Annotated in this window: 22 protein-coding genes and 1 riboswitch; of the genes, 14 read left to right on the top strand and 8 right to left on the bottom strand. The window is 70.7% G+C overall.

Translation table 11 applies throughout. From position 1 onward, the window contains the following. Positions 1-256: 256 nt before the first annotated feature. From K1T34_RS45695 to K1T34_RS45670, 6 genes are all read left to right on the top strand, one after another. The gene (locus K1T34_RS45695; protein WP_220240887.1) at positions 257-508 is read left to right on the top strand and encodes a hypothetical protein; all 252 of its coding nucleotides are present in this window, start codon (positions 257-259) and stop codon (positions 506-508) included. Between the two features lie 207 nt (positions 509-715). Beyond that, positions 716-1,309, top strand: a complete 594-nt coding sequence (locus K1T34_RS45690; RefSeq protein WP_220240885.1) for a CDP-alcohol phosphatidyltransferase family protein — start codon at positions 716-718, stop codon at positions 1,307-1,309. A gap of 46 nt (positions 1,310-1,355) precedes the next feature. After that, positions 1,356-1,739 carry a glycine cleavage system protein GcvH gene (gcvH, locus tag K1T34_RS45685; RefSeq protein ID WP_220240883.1) on the top strand — a complete coding sequence of 128 codons (384 nt, stop codon included), beginning with the start codon at positions 1,356-1,358 and terminating at the stop codon, positions 1,737-1,739. Between the two features lie 132 nt (positions 1,740-1,871). Further along, on the top strand, positions 1,872-2,339 hold the full coding sequence (gene garA, locus K1T34_RS45680; protein ID WP_033287853.1) for a glycogen accumulation regulator GarA: 468 nt from the start codon (positions 1,872-1,874) through the stop codon (positions 2,337-2,339). Beyond that, positions 2,336-3,094, top strand: coding sequence for a MerR family transcriptional regulator (locus tag K1T34_RS45675; RefSeq protein ID WP_220240881.1), 759 nt, complete (start codon positions 2,336-2,338; stop codon positions 3,092-3,094). Before garA ends, K1T34_RS45675 begins: the two co-directional genes overlap by 4 nt. A 216-nt stretch (positions 3,095-3,310) precedes the next feature. Then, a complete protein-coding gene (locus K1T34_RS45670; RefSeq protein WP_091613264.1) occupies positions 3,311-3,784 on the top strand; it encodes a bifunctional nuclease family protein in 474 nt (157 codons plus the stop codon). Between the two features lie 61 nt (positions 3,785-3,845). Here the strand turns inward: K1T34_RS45670 and K1T34_RS45665 are convergent, their stop codons facing one another. Beyond that, positions 3,846-4,481 (bottom strand): TetR/AcrR family transcriptional regulator, encoded by a 636-nt coding sequence (locus K1T34_RS45665; RefSeq protein ID WP_220240880.1) that lies wholly within the window; start codon positions 4,479-4,481, stop codon positions 3,846-3,848. 256 nt (positions 4,482-4,737) lie between these two features. On the opposite strand from K1T34_RS45665, the gene K1T34_RS45660 reads away from it, so the two are divergent. Continuing rightward, positions 4,738-5,319 (top strand): MerR family transcriptional regulator, encoded by a 582-nt coding sequence (locus K1T34_RS45660; RefSeq protein ID WP_220240879.1) that lies wholly within the window; start codon positions 4,738-4,740, stop codon positions 5,317-5,319. Between the two features lie 41 nt (positions 5,320-5,360). Continuing rightward, a riboswitch (glycine riboswitch) is annotated at positions 5,361-5,461 on the top strand. A gap of 338 nt (positions 5,462-5,799) precedes the next feature. On the opposite strand, the gene K1T34_RS45655 is transcribed toward K1T34_RS45660, so the two are convergent. Then, positions 5,800-6,162 carry a nuclear transport factor 2 family protein gene (locus tag K1T34_RS45655; RefSeq protein WP_220240878.1) on the bottom strand — a complete coding sequence of 121 codons (363 nt, stop codon included), beginning with the start codon at positions 6,160-6,162 and terminating at the stop codon, positions 5,800-5,802. A gap of 181 nt (positions 6,163-6,343) precedes the next feature. On the opposite strand from K1T34_RS45655, the gene K1T34_RS45650 reads away from it, so the two are divergent. Further along, positions 6,344-7,153 carry a helix-turn-helix domain-containing protein gene (locus K1T34_RS45650; RefSeq protein ID WP_255638041.1) on the top strand — a complete coding sequence of 270 codons (810 nt, stop codon included), beginning with the start codon at positions 6,344-6,346 and terminating at the stop codon, positions 7,151-7,153. Positions 7,154-7,255: 102 nt separating this feature from the next. Further along, positions 7,256-8,080 (top strand): aldo/keto reductase, encoded by an 825-nt coding sequence (locus K1T34_RS45645; protein ID WP_220240877.1) that lies wholly within the window; start codon positions 7,256-7,258, stop codon positions 8,078-8,080. Between the two features lie 81 nt (positions 8,081-8,161). Here K1T34_RS45645 and K1T34_RS45640 read toward each other — a convergent pair whose 3' ends face one another. The 6 genes from K1T34_RS45640 to K1T34_RS45615 form a co-directional block, all read right to left on the bottom strand. After that, positions 8,162-8,863 carry a substrate-binding domain-containing protein gene (locus K1T34_RS45640; protein WP_220240875.1) on the bottom strand — a complete coding sequence of 234 codons (702 nt, stop codon included), beginning with the start codon at positions 8,861-8,863 and terminating at the stop codon, positions 8,162-8,164. A gap of 118 nt (positions 8,864-8,981) precedes the next feature. Continuing rightward, entirely contained in the window at positions 8,982-9,863 is an 882-nt protein-coding gene (locus tag K1T34_RS45635) for a 3-methyladenine DNA glycosylase (protein WP_220240874.1), read from the bottom strand. Next, entirely contained in the window at positions 9,860-10,903 is a 1,044-nt protein-coding gene (locus K1T34_RS45630; protein ID WP_220240872.1) for a hemolysin family protein, read from the bottom strand. Before K1T34_RS45630 ends, K1T34_RS45635 begins: the two co-directional genes overlap by 4 nt. Next, positions 10,900-12,315, bottom strand: a complete 1,416-nt coding sequence (locus tag K1T34_RS45625) for a hemolysin family protein (RefSeq protein ID WP_220240870.1) — start codon at positions 12,313-12,315, stop codon at positions 10,900-10,902. The genes K1T34_RS45630 and K1T34_RS45625 overlap by 4 nt, the downstream gene beginning before the upstream one ends. A gap of 208 nt (positions 12,316-12,523) precedes the next feature. After that, a complete protein-coding gene (locus K1T34_RS45620) occupies positions 12,524-13,090 on the bottom strand; it encodes a TIGR03086 family metal-binding protein (RefSeq protein WP_220240868.1) in 567 nt (188 codons plus the stop codon). Positions 13,091-13,133: 43 nt separating this feature from the next. Next, positions 13,134-13,721: a TetR/AcrR family transcriptional regulator gene (locus tag K1T34_RS45615; RefSeq protein WP_220240866.1), complete on the bottom strand. Its 588-nt coding sequence runs from the start codon at positions 13,719-13,721 to the stop codon at positions 13,134-13,136. 184 nt (positions 13,722-13,905) lie between these two features. Between K1T34_RS45615 and K1T34_RS45610 the strand changes: the two genes are divergently transcribed. From K1T34_RS45610 to pip, 5 genes are read left to right on the top strand one after another with little or no spacing between them, the layout of a single operon-like run. Then, entirely contained in the window at positions 13,906-14,301 is a 396-nt protein-coding gene (locus tag K1T34_RS45610) for a hypothetical protein (protein WP_220240864.1), read from the top strand. After that, positions 14,298-14,924 (top strand): DUF3558 domain-containing protein, encoded by a 627-nt coding sequence (locus K1T34_RS45605; protein ID WP_220240862.1) that lies wholly within the window; start codon positions 14,298-14,300, stop codon positions 14,922-14,924. The genes K1T34_RS45610 and K1T34_RS45605 overlap by 4 nt, the downstream gene beginning before the upstream one ends. Further along, the gene (locus tag K1T34_RS45600) at positions 14,925-16,196 is read left to right on the top strand and encodes a WXG100 family type VII secretion target (protein WP_220240860.1); all 1,272 of its coding nucleotides are present in this window, start codon (positions 14,925-14,927) and stop codon (positions 16,194-16,196) included. It abuts the gene before it with no gap. Continuing rightward, positions 16,193-16,942 carry an ESX secretion-associated protein EspG gene (locus K1T34_RS45595; protein ID WP_220240858.1) on the top strand — a complete coding sequence of 250 codons (750 nt, stop codon included), beginning with the start codon at positions 16,193-16,195 and terminating at the stop codon, positions 16,940-16,942. The genes K1T34_RS45600 and K1T34_RS45595 overlap by 4 nt, the downstream gene beginning before the upstream one ends. A 42-nt stretch (positions 16,943-16,984) precedes the next feature. Beyond that, complete coding sequence (gene pip / locus K1T34_RS45590) at positions 16,985-17,926, top strand: prolyl aminopeptidase (protein ID WP_220247751.1); 942 nt, start codon at positions 16,985-16,987, stop codon at positions 17,924-17,926. The last annotated feature ends 46 nt before the right edge of the window (positions 17,927-17,972 follow it).

The following is a 17,972-nucleotide window of genomic DNA, read 5'->3' as shown; positions in this document are numbered from 1 at the left end:
ACCCGGCGCGGCGGGCGGAGGTTACCGGAACCGGGGCTTCCGCCTCGCCGGGCTCCCGCGAAAGTCTGTCTATTGTGGACGGTTAACATCGCGTTCACGCAGTGAGACACCGGGAACCGCTCGCTCATCGATCGGACGAATCTCCGGCGCGGACGTTAACGTCTGGCGCTCTCGGACCGAAATAGGTGAGGAGCGCCCCGGCGCGTTCCCGTCCCCGATCACCCGCCGACCCCGAGAGACAAGAGCACCGCACAGCATGACCACCGAAACGGCCAGCGAGCCCGCCATCCCGTCAGCGTCCGCCCTCACCGACCCGTCCGAGCGGCCCACCGAGACCACTCCGCCCACCGCGCCCTGCAGCGTCGTGTGGTGCTGCGGCCGCCCGTACGTCCTCGAAGGCCGAGCCGGCCGAGCCCGCTGGGTCGGCAACGACGACCGCGGCCGCCCCGAGCGCCTCAGCAGCGCGGAGCTGCAGCGCCGCGGCTGGAGCCACCGCCGCGCCGGCTGAGCACCCCCGCGGCTTTCCCGGCCGACCGCTTCGAAGCCCCACGGCTTGAGAGTCCACGGGTTTGATGCCCGGCGGCTTTTCGATCCACGGCTTTCCATCCACGGCTTTTCCACCCACAGCCCCGCGGTCGGGTCGCGCGCCACGAACCCGCGACCCGACCGCGTGACCACCGGCGTCGGCGCCGGTCCTCACCTCTAGGCTGAGCGAGTGACCACGGTCCCCGAGCCCAAGACGGAGCCTTCCCTGCTGCGGCAGGCGTTCAACGTCCCCAACCTCCTGTCGCTGCTGCGGCTCGCGGGCGTGCCCGTGTTCCTCTGGCTGCTGCTCGGCCCGAAGGAGGACGGCTGGGCGCTCGCGCTGCTCGTCTTCTCGGCGCTGACCGACTGGCTCGACGGCAAGCTCGCCCGCTGGCTCGACCAGATGTCGCGGCTGGGCCAGCTGCTCGACCCCGCCGCCGACCGGCTCTACATCCTCGCGACCCTCGTCGCGTTCCTCATCCGCGACATCATCCCGTGGTGGGTCGTCGTGCCGCTGGTGCTGCGCGAAGCCGTGCTCGCGATCTGCGTGCTCGTGCTCCGCCGCGGCGGGTTCGCGCCGCCCGAGGTGACCTACATCGGCAAGGGCGCGACCTTCGTGCTCATGTACGCCTTCCCGTTCCTGCTGCTCACGCAGGGCGGCTCGACTGTGGCCGTGGTGGCCCGGCCGATCGCCTACGCCTTCATGGTCTGGGGCGGGGTGCTCTACGTCTGGTCCGGCGCGCTCTATGTCGTGCAGGCAGTGCGCGCGCTTCGCAGCCGGTGATGGAAGACTGCCCGCGAGGAAGTCGGTTCTAGGAAGGGGAGGGGCGTTGACCACTCCAGAAGAGCTGCGTTACACCGAGGAACACGAGTGGGTGGCCACGCGTGAGGGTGCGCTGGTCCGCGTGGGCATCACGGAGTACGCCCAGGACCAGCTCGGCGACGTGGTGTTCGTCGACCTGCCCGAGGTCGGCAAGCACGTCGACGCGGGCGACGTTTTCGGCGAGGTGGAGTCCACCAAGAGCGTCTCGGAGCTGTTCGCGCCGGTCGACGGCGAGATCGTCGCGGTGAACGCCGCGGTCTCTGATTCGCCCGAGTTGATCAACTCCGACCCGTACGGCGAGGGCTGGCTCGTGGAGATCCGCCTCGACGACCCCGCGGGGCTCGAAGCCCTGCTCGAAGCCGAGGCGTACCAGGCGCTCATCACCGGCTGAGGCGGGTTCGGCCTGGCCCGGGGGTTCCGCCCGCACAAGGGGGAGCCCCGGGGTTCCGAACCGATCAGGCACGGTACGTTGGCAGCTACACGTTCTTGGTCATAGCAACATTGTGTGTAGAGGAGAGCTCAGGTGAGCACGAACGACGGGCCCGGCGTTCCCCCGGAGCAGTCTCCGGAGCGGACCTCTGTCTTCCGGGCCGACTTCCTGGCCGACGTCGAAGGCCAGGAGTCCGCACCGGCCGCCGAGGCACCGGTGCAGGGCGTCGACGCCCTGCCGCCGGGTTCCGCCCTCCTGGTCGTGAAGCGGGGCCCCAACGCGGGGTCGCGCTTCCTGCTGGACCGCGACACCACGAGCGCGGGCCGGCACCCCGACAGCGACATCTTCCTCGACGACGTCACCGTTTCCCGCCGGCACGCCGAGTTCCGGCGTGAGGGCGGGGAGTTCGTGGTGATCGACGTCGGCAGCCTGAACGGCACCTACGTCAACCGCGAGCCGGTCGACCAGGCCGTGCTGGCCGGCGGCGACGAGGTGCAGATCGGGAAGTTCCGCCTCGTCTTCCTGACGGGCCCGGGGCACGGGGGCCAGGGGGCACAGTGACGGCGGCCGGGCAGCCCGGTCGTTCGGAGGCCCGGCGTGACGGGTTGAGCATCGGGGCGGTCCTGGCGCAGCTGCGCGGCGACTTCCCCGATGTCACCATCTCCAAGATCCGGTTCCTCGAGGCGGAAGGCCTGGTCCGGCCTGGCCGCACGCCCTCGGGGTACCGGCAGTTCGCCCCGGCGGACGTGGAGCGGCTTCGCTTTGTGCTGTCCGCGCAGCGGGACCACTACCTCCCGCTCAAGGTCATCAAGGAACAGCTGGACGCGGCGGACTCCGGAGCGGAGCCCGCCGCGGTCGCTCCACGCCTGCCCCGGAAGCTGGTGTCGCTCGACCCGGCCGACACCGGCGGGCTGCCCGACGCCGACGACTTCGAGACCGGTCCCGAGATCCGGCTGACGCAGGAGGAGTTGCTGGCGCAAGCCGGCATCACCGCCGCGACGCTCACAGAGCTGCAGCAGTACGGGCTCGTACGGCCGGGCGCGGCGGGATTCTTCGGCCCCGACGCGGTGCTGATCGCGCGCACGGTGAAGGCAATGACCGAATTCGGTATCGAGCCGAGACATCTGCGTGCCTTCCGCGCCGCGGCCGACCGCGAAGTCGGCCTGCTGGAGCAGATCGTGACCCCCGTGTATCGCCACCGTGACGAGGATGCGAAAGCGAGGGCAGACGAGGTGGTCCGCGAGCTCGCCGCACTGTCCGTCACACTCCACACGCTCCTCGTGAAAGCGGGGATCCGGGGAGTCACCGGCGGTTGAACCGGACGTAACGGGCTGAACACCGGTGTGCGTCACATGTCAATGACTGAATGTTCGGGACCGTATGCCGTACCGTGAGAGACGGTTTGCGGTGCAGTGAACCGAGAATGTCCGCCACTAGCGAGCACAGCGCCCGGATGACGGGTAGCGTCGAACCCAACGGCGCGAGTACGTCGAGCGCTGCAGCCCGTGTGCACGAGAGGGAGGCGAAACCCGATGAGCGAGATGCGCGTCGTCGGTGTGCGGGTGGAGCTGCCCGCCAATCAGCCGATCTTGTTGCTGCGGGAAACCGACGGCGAGCGCTACCTGCCGATCTGGATCGGCTCGGTCGAGGCCACCGCCATCGCCTTGGAGCAGCAGGGAGTACGACCCGCCCGGCCACTGACCCATGACCTCCTCAAAGAGGTCATCGGGGCGCTCGGCCGCGAGCTGGAGCAGGTCGTGATCACGGACCTGAAGGAAGGCACCTTCTTCGCCGAGCTCGTCTTCGACGGTGACATCCGGGTGTCCGCGCGCCCCAGCGACTCGGTCGCGCTGGCGCTGCGGATCGGGGTCCCCATCCACGCCGTGGACGCGGTGCTGGAGGAGGCGGGCCTGATCATCCCGGACGAGCAGGAGGACGAGGTCGAGAAGTTCCGCGAGTTCCTCGACTCCGTGTCCCCTGAAGACTTCCGCGGCGCCGACACCTGAGCTGCCGGCGGCGGGAACGCGGTCGTGCACCACGTTCCCGCCTTGCTTTCGGGCGGCGTATTCACCGCTTCGGAGCAGTCGCCCGCTCGAAGAGGTCGGCGATTTCCCGCCCGTAGCGGTCGAGGTCGGTCGACGGATCGGCCGCATAGGTCGTCGCCACCCCGTCGATGGCCTGTGCGATCGACATCGCCATCACGTCCGGCGCGAACTCTCCGAACACCCCCTCGTCCTGGCCCTGCTTGAGCTGGCGCTGCACGCCGCCCACCCGCAGCTGGCCCACGAGCACCGAGGTCATCGCCCAGCCGTCCGCGTCGTCGGCGTTCGCCGAGAGCTCCGCGAGCACCCGGACGCATTCCGGGTAGTCGCGCAGGAACGCCACCGACGTCTCGATGTGGGCCCGCAGGTTGCCCGGCCGGTCGCCGGGGTCGAGGTCCTTGCTGCGCTCCTGCAGGAACATCGCCTTCGTCTCGGACACCGTGCTCAGCACGGCCTGCATGAGCCCGGCCTTGTTCGTGAAGTGGTAGGAGATCATGCGCGTGCTGCTCAGCCCCGCGCGTTCCTTGATCTTGGCGAAGGTGGTGCGCGCGTAGCCGTGGTCGGCGATCGTGGCGATGGTCGCCGCGATGATCTGCGCCCGGGTCGTCGCCTCCGTGACGCTCAGCCCGAGTTCCGCTTGCGTGTCGAAATTTACTCGCATGAGTAACAAGTTACTCAATCAAGTAATAAGTGTCAACCCGTACGACGAACGGACTAAAGGCTCAAGACGAGCTTGAGGTGCGCCGCGCGTCGCGTTGACCGGCCCGCGGCGCGGCCTTACCGTCGAAGGCGGTAAATCGTCACGATGTGATTCTCCGACCGGAGCACGATCGTGGCGGTTCTCCCCGGCCGATCCCGCTCCTGGGCTCGACCGGCTGTCATTCGCCGGCCGCCAGGTCGGGCGAAGGGAGGCTTGCGTGGTCGAGGCTGGTAGTCCGGAGAGGCCGCCCGTTCGTGCCGCCGATGGCGAGCAGGGCGAGCTGTTCCCCGACGCCTCCCTTCCGGACGAGCTCGTGGGGTACCGCGGTCCCGCCGCGTGCCAGATCGCGGGGATCACGTACCGCCAACTCGACTACTGGGCCCGGACGAAGCTGGTCGCGCCGAGCATTCGCACCGCGCACGGTTCGGGCTCGCAGCGGCTGTACTCGTTCAAGGACATCCTCGTCCTGAAGGTCGTGAAGCGGCTGCTGGACACCGGGGTCTCGCTGCAGAACATCCGCGTCGCGGTGGAGCACCTGCGCGTGCGCGGCGTGCGCGACCTCGCGAAGGTCACCCTGTTCTCCGACGGCACCACGGTGTACGAGTGCACCTCGCCCGAAGAGATCGTGGATCTGCTCCAGGGCGGGCAGGGCGTGTTCGGCATCGCCGTGAGCGGCGCGATGCAGGAGATCAGCGGCACGATCCACGAGTTCCCCGCCGAACGCGCCGACGGCGGCGTGATCGAATCGGTCGTCCCGGACGAACTCACCCAGCGCCGCAACTCCCGCCGCACCGGGTGATCACCGCCCGCGAGGGCAAGGTATTCTGAGCGCGCGGTCGACGAACCCGCGCGGGAGAGACCGAGCCGGCATCCACGAGCTCGGCGCCGAAGGAGCAAGTCCTCCCCGGAACCTCTCAGGCACCCTGGACCGCGCGGATGAGACGCCTCTGGAAAGTGGGCCCGCTGGACACCACCGGCCGGTTCCGCCGACGGTGCAAACCCGGGTATCCACGCGGGTGAAACTCTCAGGCGCCCCACGGGGTACGGACAGAGTGGGGAGGACCTCGGACCCGGTGGTCATCGGGTCCGAGTCGGATGGTTCAGACCTCCGGACCACGATCATTCCCGGGCAGGCTTCGCGGTGGTCCGAACCTCGTGCGGCCGTCGGATTTCGCACCGCCGGCACGCATTCCTGTGATCCACGTCTCATCGGCCGTCCACTGTGGAGCAACGGCGGACCCGCCCGATCGCGAGTCCGCCGCGCTCGTGCACCACGACCTCAGCCCGGGATCTTGTCCAGGAACCCGTGCACCTTGGCGATCCGGCCGTCGGCCAGCTCGACGACGTCGAACCCGATCGCGATCGGCTCGTCGGCGCCCGGCGCCGTGAGGTACCACTGGAACCGCGCCAGGTCGTGGTGGGCGTCGGGAGCCTTCGGCAGGCTGAAGGTCAGCCCGGCGAACTGCGCCTGCGCGCCGCCGATGAACCCGTCGATGCCGTCGTGGCCGGTCACAGAGCCCAGGGGATCGGTCATGGACGCGTCGGGCGTGAAAACCTCGGCGACGAGGGCACGACGGCGCTCGGCGTCGGTCTCGTTCCAGATCGCGATGTACTGCTCGACAGTGCTCGTCACGTCGGACACGGGGAAACTCCCTTTGCTTGGCGGACAACGGGTTCGCCGTCCTGATGTCACCAACACTGATGTGCCGGGCGCGGTTCGTCGATTACGCCGGAGGTAACGGCCGCACCCTTGCCTGCGCTCCCCCCGGCGATTACCCGCAAGGTAATGGCCTGAGCGCGGGCGGACCCGTAGCGTCGGGGGCGTGACGACTTCGGTGAAGGCCCCGGCACGGCGCGCGGTCGGCGAGCTCCTGCGGGAGTGGCGCGACCGGCGCCGCATCAGCCAGCTCGACCTCTCGATCGCCGCGGACATCTCCACACGGCACCTGAGCTTCGTCGAGACCGGCCGCTCGAAGCCGAGCCGGGAGATGGTGCTGCGCCTCGGCGAGCACCTCGAAGTGCCGCTGCGCGAACGCAACCGCCTGCTGCTGGCCGCCGGCTACGCCCCCGCGTACGGCGAGACCGAGCTGAGCGCGCCGGAGCTGACGGCCGTGCGCGACGCCGTCCGGCTGCTGCTCACCGGCCACGAACCGTATCCCGCGGCCGTGGTCGACCGCGGCTGGAACCTCGTCGACGCCAACACGAGCCTCGGCGTGCTCATCGAGGGCGTGGCGCCGGAACTGCTGGCACCGCCGGCGAACGTCCTGCGCGCGACCCTGCACCCCGACGGCATGGCCCCGAACGTGCTGAACCTGGGGGAGTGGCGGGCCCACCTGCTGGGCCGCCTGCGGCGTCAGGTCGAGCAGACGGCCGACGCGGGTCTCGCCGAGCTGCTGGCGGAGCTGCGGGAGTACCCGTGCGACCAGCCGGTGCCCGAGGTCGAGATACCTGGGCCAGGTGACATCTTCGTCCCGCTGCGCTATCGCCACCGCGGCACGGAGCTCACGTTCTTCAGCACGGTCGCGACCTTCGGCACCCCGCTCGACGTGACGGTCGCCGAGTTGGTCATCGAGTCCTTCTACCCGGCGAACCCGGAGACGGCCGAGTACCTGCGCGCCCAGGCGAGCGCCTGAGCCGGACCGCTCGATCGTGCGGCGGGGTGACGAGCCGGTGGACCGGGGGAGTGGAAGGATCGGAGAGGTCACCCCAGGACACCGCAGTGAGGATCCGCCTTCATGGCCAACCCGCCCCTGCTCACCCTGAACAACTCCGTCACCGTCCCGCAGCTCGGCTTCGGTGTCTACCAGGTCCGCGCCGCGCAGGCCGGGAAGGTGATCGGCGCCGCGATCGAAGCGGGGTACCGCAGCATCGACACCGCCGCGATGTACGGCAACGAGGCCGAGGTCGGCGAAGCGATCCGCGCTTCGGGCCTGCCCCGGGACGAGTTCTTCGTGACCACGAAGCTGTGGAACGACCAGCACGGGTACGACAACGCGTTGCGTGCCTTCGACCACAGCGCCGCCGCGCTCGGGCTGGAGCAGATCGACCTGTTCCTGATCCACTGGCCGCAGCCGCGCCGCGACCGCTACGTGGAGACCTGGCGGGCGCTGGAGCAGCTCTACCAGGACGGGCGAGTGCGGGCGATCGGTGTGTCGAACTTCGGCATCACGCATCTGCGCCGGCTGCTGGACGAGACCGACGTGGTCCCGGCCGTGAACCAGGTCGAGCTGCACCCGTGGCTGCAGCAGCTGCCGCTGCGCACGTTCCACGCCGAGTACGGCATCGCCACGGAGGCGTGGAGCCCGCTCGCGCGCGGCCGGCTGCTGGCCGACCGCGTGATCACGGCGCTCGCGGCCAAGTACGGCAAGACACCCGCCCAGCTCGTGCTGCGCTGGCACCTGCAGATGGGCACGATCGCCATCCCGAAGTCGGCGACGCCGGCGCGGATCCGGGAGAACTTCGCCGTGTTCGACTTCGAACTCGCCGACGACGACCTCGCGGCGCTGGCCGAGCTCGACAACGGCACCCGCACGGGCGCCGACCCCGACACCTTCGGCTGAGTCACGCCGCCCGGCGAACGGAAAACGGCCGGCCCCAGGAATTCCGGGACCGGCCGTTTCGGCGCTTTCGGCTGACGCGGCTCAGGACGCCCGGATGCCGGCGGCCGCGAAGTCGGCCAGCTGGGCGGGCTCCTTGAGGTACGCGCGGAAGCTCTGCGTGGCGCGCTGCTGGTTCTCGTCGGTGGTGGCGCCGCCGACGGACGACGCCGCGAGGCCCACGAACGGGTAGTCGGCGGGCGGGCCAGAGCCGATCGGCATCGCCGGCGAACCGATGAGCTCGGGCTTGGCGTCGGTCAGCTGCGTGACCCAGTACGACGACTCGGGGACCCAGCCGTCGGGCAGGCCGCCGATGGTCGAGAGGTCGGTTTTGCCCGTCAGCGCGTCGAGCACCTCCGACGACGACTTGGTCGTGACGTTGACCTGGAAGCACGCGCCGTGCACGGGGGTCAGATCGGCGTCCCAGCGGTGCGCGGCGGCCTCGACGGGCTTCGCGATCTGCGGGGTGACGACGAGCTTGATGGTGGTCCGGTTCCCGCCGCAGCTGGCGGCCTGGGCCTCTGCGCGGTTGTTGAGCACGCTGTCGGCCCAGTTCCAGCCGAAGACGCCGAGTGCGACCAGGACGACGAGCCCGGCACAGGCGATGGGCCACTTGGCGATCCGGCGGCGCGGGGCCTTCGCGGCGACGATCCGGTGTGAGCCCGTCGTCTCGCTGCGGCCTTGCTGGCGCTTCGGCGGATCGAGAGGGTGCGGCACCGGCTCTTCGGCCAGTGTGTGTCGCCCCATCGTTGTCCTTTCGAGATGTGCGCACACGCGCTGCTATGCAATCAAACCGTTATCACTCTAACAGGTTAGCGACCCTCGGTGAATATTGTGACTCAGAGTTGCACGGTCTGTACACAATTCACCAAGTGCCGCCGAGCAGGTGACGGCAGAGCGCGATCAGCCGAGCCCGCAGCGGCGCCGCCCGGCGCGCGAAGCCGCCTTGCGCGCGGGCGTACTCGGCCCGCCCTTCGGGCGTCTCGATGCGCACAGGAGAGTAGCCGTAGGCCAAAAGGTCGTACGGGCTGGCCCGCATGTCGAGCTCCCGGACGTCGGCCGCGAGCTCGAAGCAGTCGGCCACCAGCTCCGCCGGGACGAACGGGTCGAGCTTGTACGCCCACTTGAACAGATCCATGTTCGCGTGCAGGCACCCCGGCTGCTCCAGCTCGACCTGGTTCTCGCGGACCGGCTCGAGGGTGTTGCGCGGCCGTGCCGGGTCGGTGAAGAACCGGAACGCGTCGTAGTGCCCGCAGCGGATCTCGAGCGACTCGACCACCGTGTCCGTGCCGGCCGAGCCGAGCCGCAGCGGCACGTGCGAGTGCCGCACGGAGTCGGCCGGCTCGCGGTACACCATGGCCCACTCGTGCAGGCCGAAGCAGCTCAACCGCGGGGAACGGCTCGCCGTGGCTTCCAGCAGCCGCAGCACGAAATCCGCCGTCCGGACCCGGCGTTCGGTGAAGGCGGCCGGGTCGAGCGTCACGCCGGCGGCCGTCTCGACGAAGGCCGGCCGGTCGAGGAAGCGCCGCGCGGCCGGGCCGGCGAGCACCACGCCCGGGCCCGGCTGCCAGCGTTCGAGGTGCCCGGGCCGGTACGAGTAGTACGTGAACAGGAAGTCGAGCACGGGGTGCTTCTCATCTCGCGCCCGGCGTTCCTGGTGCGGCACGGTCCACGCGCGCATGCGCTCGACGTGTTGGGCCTGACGTGCCTGCCACTCCGGTCCCGCGAGGACGAGCGGCCCGGTCATGCCGTCACGTGCGTGCCGTCGCGAACGGTGCCCACGTACTCCTCGACGAGGTCCTCCAGCGCGACGACACCCACGGCCTTGCCGGCGGCGTCGAGCGCCCGCGCGAGGTGGCTGCCTTCCTTGCGCATGGCCGAAAGCGCCACGTCGAGCCGCGCGTCGGCGCGAAGCTCCGTGAGCGGCCGGGTCTTCGAGTCCGGCACGCTCGTGTCCGGGCTCTGGCCGACGAGGTCGAGCACGTCCTTCACGTGGATGTAGCCGGTGAGCGTGCCGTCGTCGGTGCAGACCGGGAACCGCGAGAACCCGGTCGAGGACACCGCGCGTTCCACGTCGCCGAGCGTCGGTCCACAAGGGAGGGTGGTCAGCTGCGCGGTGGGCACGAGCACGTCGGACACCGTCTTCTCGACCGACGACAACGTCTGCGAAAGCCGTTGGTGCTCCGACTGTTCGAGCAGTCCCTCGCGCCGCGACTCACTGAGCAGCTCGGCCAGCTCGTCGGAGGTGTAGGCCGTTTCCAGCTCGTCCTTCGGCTCCACCTTCACCAGGCGCAGGAACGAGTTCGCCACGAGGTTGAGGAACCAGATCACCGGGTTCGCGAGCTTCACCCACGCCACGTGCGCGGGCACCAGCCACAGCGCGAGCCGTTCCGGCTCGGCGATGGCGAGGTTCTTCGGCACCATCTCGCCGATCAGCACGTGGAGCATCGTGATGAACGCCAGCGCGATCGCGAACGAGATCGGGAACAGCAGCTGTTCGGGCAGGTTGAGCAGGTCGAAGAACCCGGAAAGCCGGTGCGCCACGGCGGGTTCGCCCAGCCGGCCGAGCAGCAGCGAGCAGATGGTGATGCCCAGCTGCGCGCCCGCGAGCATCCGCGAGACGTTCCTGCTCGCGTTGATCACGATCCGCGCGCGCGTCTTTCCCTGCTCCAGCAACGCTTCCAGGCGGTCGCGCCGCGAGGAGATCAGGGTGAACTCGGCGCCGACGAAAAACGCGTTGGCGAGCAGCAGCACCACGACCAGGGCGATGTTCAGCCAGTCGTTCACGCGACCACCTCGCGTTCGGTGACCGGCTGCGGCGCGGCGTTCCGCTTCGGCGCAGCGGCCGGGTCGTGGCCGGTGTTCTGGTCGGTGTTCTGGCCCGGCCCGGGTTCCACGGGCCGCACCTCGACCTCGGCGATGCGGTGGCGGTCCATGCTCGTGACGGTGAGCCGCCAGCCGTCGACGACGGCGGCGTCACCCTCGGCGGGGATGCGGCCGAGGCGTTCGAGGATCAGGCCGGCGATCGTCTCGTAGTCGCCGTCGGGCATGCGGAAGCCGGTGACCTCGCTGACCTCGTCGGAGCGCAGCTGGCCCGACACGAGCCAGCTGTCCGAGCCGACCTGCTGCGACGCCGGGGCTTCGCGGTCGTCGTGCTCGTCGCGGACGTCGCCGATGATCTCCTCGACCACGTCCTCCAGCGTCACCAGCCCGGCCGTGCCGCCGTACTCGTCGACGACGATGGCGAGCTGGTAGCGGGAGTCGCGCAGGCGGTTGAGCAGGTCGTCGCCCGAGAGCGACTCGGGCACGGTCGGCACAGGGCGCATGACCGAGCCGATGCGCACGGTGGCGCGCTCTTCGCCGGGCACGGCGAAGGCCTGCTTCACGTGCACAGCGCCCTGCACGTCGTCGAGGTCCTCGCGGTAGACGGGAAACCGCGAGAAGCCGGTGCGGCGCGAGATCTCGATGAGGTCGTTGATCGTGTCGTCCACGGTCAGCGACTCGACCTGCACGCGCGGGGTCATGAGCTCGTCGGCGGTGCGCTCACCGAAGCGCAGCGAACGGTCCAGCAGCTCGGCCGTGGACGTGTCCAGCTTCCCGCTCTCGGCGCTGGAGCGCACGATCGAGCCGAGCTCCTGCGGCGAGCGCGCGGACCGCAGCTCTTCCTGCGGCTCGACGCCGAACTTGCGCACCACGAAGTTGGCGCTGTTGTTCATGAGCGTGATGAGCCAGCGGAACAGCGCGGAGAACCGTGAGTGGTAGCCGGTCACCGCGCGGGCGGTCTGCAGCGGGCGCGCGATCGCGATGTTCTTCGGCACCATCTCGCCGAGGATCATCGACAGGAACGTGGCCAGCACCAGTGCGACGGCGATCGACGCGCCGGCCGCGACGGCTTCGGACAGGCCGAACGCGTCGAAGGCCGGCCGCACGAGCTCGCCGATGAGCGGCTCGGCGAGGTAACCGGTGATCAGCGTGGTGAGGGTGATCGCGACCTGGGCACCCGAGAGCTGGAAGCTCAGCGTGCGGTGCGCCTTCTGCACCGCGAGCGAGCGGCGGTCGCCCACCTGGCGCACGTCGGCGTCGACGGTGCTGCGCTCGAGGGCGGTCAGCGAGAACTCGGCGGCGACGGCGAGGCCGGTGCCGATCGTGAGGAGGATGAAGACCAGCACACCGCCCACGGAGAGCAGGACGTGGGTCATGCCGCACCGTCCGGGACGCGAGAAGGAGCGGTGGAGGCTAGCGGGCAGCCGGGTTGTCGACCCGGCCCGGTACTGTCACCGGGCGATTGCGCGGCGCGCACGTGTGGAGTCACTCCTAGCAAGGGAATCGGCTTGTACTGCGACGATGCCGACAATCTTAACGTGCGCCGGACGCCGGACGGGTGACAGCCGGGTGAAGCGGTGTGGCTCAGCGCGGCTGCCGGCCCAGGAGCGCCACGAGCCGCGTCGCGTCGTCCGCGGAGCGCCCGACCGCGACCGGCGGCTCGAACAGGCCGATGCCCTGCCAGTCGTCGACCCACGGGCGCACGACCTCGAGCAGGCGGGCCGCCAGGTCCGCCGGGATGGGGTTCGGCTTGCCGAGCGCCGTCGCGAGGTCCCAGGCGTGCACGGCGAAGTCGATGGACATCTGCCAGCCGTACTCTTCGGCCGGGATCAGCCCGAAGGAGACGTGGACGGTGCGCTGCGGCACGCCCGGCACCAGCCACGCCTCGCGCGCCGTGGCCGCCGACGTCTCCCAGGCGGCGACGGGATCGTCGCCGAGCCGGTCGCCGTCGAAGCGGTCGCCGACGTCGTCGAGGGTGGCGCCGTCGAGCAGCGGCGGGACCCACAGCTGTTCGACGACGAGGTGGTTCACGAGGTCGCGTACGGACCAGTCGGCGCAGGGGGTGTCGCGGCCCCAGTCACCGGGTCCGATCTCGTGCACGGCCCGGTCGAAGAGGGCGAGAGACTGTCCGTGCGCGTCGAGGATCTCCACGGCCACATTCAACACGAAAGCGACCGCGGCGCAGTGTGAGCACCTATCGGGTGGCCCCGGGCCGGTGGCGCCGGACGGTCTCCTCGACCAGGTCGAGCACGGGGCCGAGGTCGTCGCCGGGCAGTCCCATCGCGAGGTGGGAGACGAGGCCTTCGAGCACGAGCTCGAGGAACGCGGTGAGCACGTCCACGTCCACGTCGTCGCGCAGGTTGCCGGCCTCGCGCTGGCGCATGAGCCGTTCGCGCGTCGCGGTGGTCAGCTGCTCGGAGCGCTCGGCCCAGCGGCCGCGGAACTCGGGGTCGGTGCGCAGCCGCCGCGACACCTCGAGCCGTGTGCCCAGCCAGTCGGCGGGGTGTTCGCTGTCGCCGGAGAGCAGCTCGCGCATGACCTGCACGAGGCCCTGTTCGGCGACGACGTCGGCCATCCGCACGGCGTCGTCCTCGGCGAGTGCGAGAAAAAGCGACTCCTTGTCGCGGAAATGGTGGAAGATGGCTCCGCGGGACAGACCCGTGGCCTCCTCGAGGCGGCGGACTGTGGCACCCTCGTATCCGTAGCGGGCGAAGCACACGCGCGAACCGTCGAGGATCTGGCGCCGGCGTGCGTCGAGGTGATCCTGGCTGACCCGGGGCATCCTGGAATCCTGACATCTGGGACGGGGTTCTTGCAATCCGTACGTACGTACTGTGACGTGGAGTCGCCGGAACCGCCACCCCCTTTTCTTCGTCTCACCTCGGCCACGTTCTGCTGACACGGACGTGGCCGGTGACTACGCTGTGCGCCATCACGGTGAGTGAGACTGGGGAGAGGAACGAGCCTTGATCATCGGCGAAGCGGGCCGCGCGGCCCAAACCGTCTTCGGCGACGTCTCCGGCCGTGGCCCCGTGTACGGCGGTGGGAGCGGTGGCGGCGGCACCTTCGAGATGGAGCCCGCGGAGCTCGACGCCGTGATCGGCCTGTGGGAAGACCAGTTGACGAAGATCACCGCGGACGGCCGCAAGATCGTGGACATCGTCGCGGCGTTGAAAGCTCCTGGGAAGGATCCCGCCAGCAGCGGTTACGCCACCACCGGTGGCGACTCGTTGCGCGCGCTGCAGGAGCAGAACGATTCGATGCGCCAGTACGTGCAGGGCTACGTCGCGAAGCTGAAGGCGGCGAAGGACAAGACCGTGGCGACCGACCAGGCGAACGCCGAGCTCGGCCAGGCACGATGAGGGGAGCCAGCGCGAGGGCGGCGGGGTGCGCCGCGCTCGTGGTCGTGGCCGCCGTGGTGGCGGCCGGGTGTTCGGCACCCACCGCGGGCACCGCGCAGCCGGCTCCGAGCAGTGCCTCCGGCACCGCCCCCGATTCCCGTGCGCCGAAGGTGACGGACCCCCTCGATCCGGCCGCGTACCTGGGCAAACCTTGCGCGCTCGTGCCGGAGAGCGTGCTGGCCCCGCTGCGCTATCCGGCGCAGGGCGAAGCAACGGTGAGCGGGCCGTTCGCCGAGGCGGGGCCCGGCTGTGGCTGGCAGATCGGTGCCGAAGGGCTCAGCGTCCAGATCATCATCGGCACGGGGAACCGCGACCAGGGGATGGGCGGCCTCGCCGGTATCTACCGCGCGAAGGACGCGGGGCAACTGGGCTTCGTGGACCCCGCTCCCTCGGTGGCCGGTCACCCCGCGGTGTTCAGCGATCTCAGCGACCGCAGGGCTCGCGGGAACTGCACCCTCTGGGTGGGTCTCTCGGACGAGCTCGCCTTCGCCACGGCGGCCCAGGGTTATCAAGGCGAGCAGGATTCGTGCCAGGTCGCGGAAACCGTGGCAGGCGCCGTCGTCGGCACACTCAAGGGGGCTTAGGTGGACGGCAAGCAGATCTACGAGAACTTCAGAACCGGCAACACCTCGGGGCTGCGGACCGCGGCCACGCAGGTGCAGGAGCTGTCGTCGGCATACCTGGAGCGGGCGCAGAGCATCAAGGACCTGCAGGACCGCATGGCGAAGTCGTGGACGGGCAACGGTGCCGACGCCGCCAACGCGGGCGCGGGCCCGCTGGAGAAGGCGTTCGCGGACACCGCGGACCCGCTCGACATGACCAACGCGTCGGTGGACATGCAGGCGAGCAGTTTCGAGGACTCGAGCCACGCCGTGGTCGAGGTGCCGCCGAAGCCGGACAAGCCGAGCCCGTGGACGACGGGGCTGAAGGCGGCGATCCCGATCGCGGGGCCGTTCATGGCGGCGCACGACCAGAACTCGTACCAGGACAAGCTGAACAAGTACAACGCCGCCAACGACACCAACGTGCGCGTGATGGACCAATACAACGGCGTCACGACGAGCACGAAGTCGGTGCTGCCGACGCAGTACGGCACGCTGGAGTCCGACGGCGCGGCGATCCGGCTGTCCACGCCGGCGCCGCCGGGGCACGTGACCGTCCCGGGGTCGCTCGGGAGCACCACGCCGGGCGGGACGACGGGGACCGGGACCGCCGGGCAGACCCCGGCCACCGGCTTCCACGGCACCGGCGAGCAGGTGATCACGGGCGGCCACACCGGCACCGGCCACACCGGCGGGACGGGCGGCACCGGCCACACCGGGGAAACCGGCGGGACCGGCGGTACGCGCCACCCGGCGGACACGACCACCACGCAGAGCAGCACCGGCGGCACGAACACCGCGGTCCCGCCGGCCACGTCGACGTGGCCGGACCCGACCTCGAGCCGGGGTGGCACGGCGTTCGTCCCGGACACCGGCCAGACCCCGACGTCCGGCCCGACCGGCCTCATCGGCGGCGACCCCGCAGGCACCGCGGGCCGAGGCGCGTCCGGCGGCCGGTTCGCGGGCGGCACGGGGGGCCAAGCCGGCGCGGCAGAAGGCCGCGCGCTGCGTGGCGGTGCCGCTGCGCGGTCCGGCGTCGGTGGTCTGAACGCCGTCGCGGCCGAAGAAGCCGCTGCCGCGCGGGGCGCCGCGGGGAGCCGCGGGACATCGATGGGACCGGGGGGTGCCGCCGGCCGCCGCGGGGAAGAGGAGGAGGACGCCGAGCACCGCCGTCCCGACTTCCTCGTCGAACCCGACCCCGACGCCCTCTTCGGCACCGATCAGCGGACGATCCCGCCGGTCATCGGCGAGTGACGGCCGTGGCCGGACGGGTCGACGTACCGCTGGAAGCGCTCGCGGCGCTCGCCGAGCGCGAGCAGGTCGGGTCGTTGCACGTGACGCTGCGCCCCGAACCGGTGTGGCTGTCGGATCTCGAACGCGAGGAGGCCGCCAAGCGGATCGACGACGCGCTCGCCGTGGCCGGCCTCGTCGACCGGCGCGGCCGCGCCACCGTCGACTTCCTCGACTGGCTGCCGCTGCTGTCGCGGCCGGCGGAGGAGTACTACGGCTGGGTCGCCACGGGCGGGCGCACCTACGGCGTGCTCGTCGCCGCGAGCGGGCTGCAGGCGGTGCTCGCCGTGTCCGACGGTGAGCACGTTGGCGTGCAGGAGATCGACCGGCAGCGGCTGGTCGAGACCCTTGTGGAGCAGCTCCCGGTCGTCGGGGCCGGTGGCGGCGTCCCGCGTTCGGTCCGTGTCTCTGACCTCGCGGACGCCGCGCGCCGCGGCGAGGACGCGTACCCGCTCGAACCCGAGCTGGCCGACGTCGTCAGCCTGGTGCGGCGCCCGGTCCACGGCAGCGGTGAGCTGTACGTCGCCCGCCGCGACGAAGTCGGCCGCCGCCTGTGTGTGGACGAACCCCTGCACTACGCCGACACCGACTGGGGCCGCTACCTCAGCCACACCGCCGGCTCCGGCGCCGAAGCCGTGATCCACCTCGGCCCTGCCGCACCCGCACAGCTGTGCCGTGCGCTGTGGGAGCTGGCCGCGGACCTGCTCTGACCCGCCGGAAGGCTCCGTCGAAAGGGACGTGCCGTGCCTGGACTGCACCCCGAGACCACCCCGTACCGCACCGGAATGCTGGACGCCGGCGACGGCCACGCCGTGTACTGGGAGGAGTGCGGCAACCCCGCCGGAAAACCCGCCCTCGTCGTGCACGGCGGACCCGGCAGTGGCTGCCTGCCGGCGCACCGGCGGTTCTTCGACCCCGATCGCTACCGCGTGGTGCTGTTCGACCAGCGCGGCTGCGGGCGCAGCACGCCGTACGCGGGCGAGCCCGTCGCCGACCTCTCGGCCAACACCACCCCGCACCTGCTCGCCGACATGGAACTGCTGCGGACCACGCTCGGCATCGACACCTGGCTGCTGTTCGGTGGGTCCTGGGGGTCGGCGCTCTCGCTGCTGTACGCCGAACGTCACCCGGAGCGCGTCAGCGAGCTCGTGCTCCTCGGCTTGGCCACCGACCGGCAGGCCGAGCTGGACCTGCTCACGCGGGGGCTCGGCGCGGTGTTCCCGGCGGCGTTCGCGAAGTTCCGCGACGGCGTGCCGGAGGCCGAGCGCGACGGTGACCTGGCCCGCGCGTACCACCGGCTGCTGATGGATCCCGACCCCGCCGTCCACGAAGCCGCCGCCCGCCGCTGGTGCGAGTGGGAAGACGCGATGCTCTCGATCGAACCGGTGGCGTCGCGGTTCACCGACCCCGCGTACCGGCTGGCGTTCGCGCGGCTCGTCACGCACTACTTCGCCAACGGCTGCTTCAGTGAGGACGGCGCCATCCTGCGCGACACCCACCGGCTCGCGGGGATCCCGGCGGCGCTGGTCCAGGGCTCGCTCGATCTCGGCAACCTGGTCGGCACGCCGTGGCTGCTGGAACGGGCGCTGCCGGACGCGGAGCTCCTGCTCGTCGGCGACTCCGGGCACACCACGGCCACCGGCTCGATCAGCGAGGTCCTCGTCGGCGTGCTCGACCGGTTCGCCCGGTCCTGAGCTCCCCGAAATTCTGGAACGCCGGGAAGTTCCGCGCGGTGCCCCG

It is taken from the genome of Amycolatopsis sp. DSM 110486, from assembly GCF_019468465.1.
Classification (GTDB): domain Bacteria; phylum Actinomycetota; class Actinomycetes; order Mycobacteriales; family Pseudonocardiaceae; genus Amycolatopsis.
This window is presented reverse-complemented; position numbering and strand designations above follow the sequence as displayed.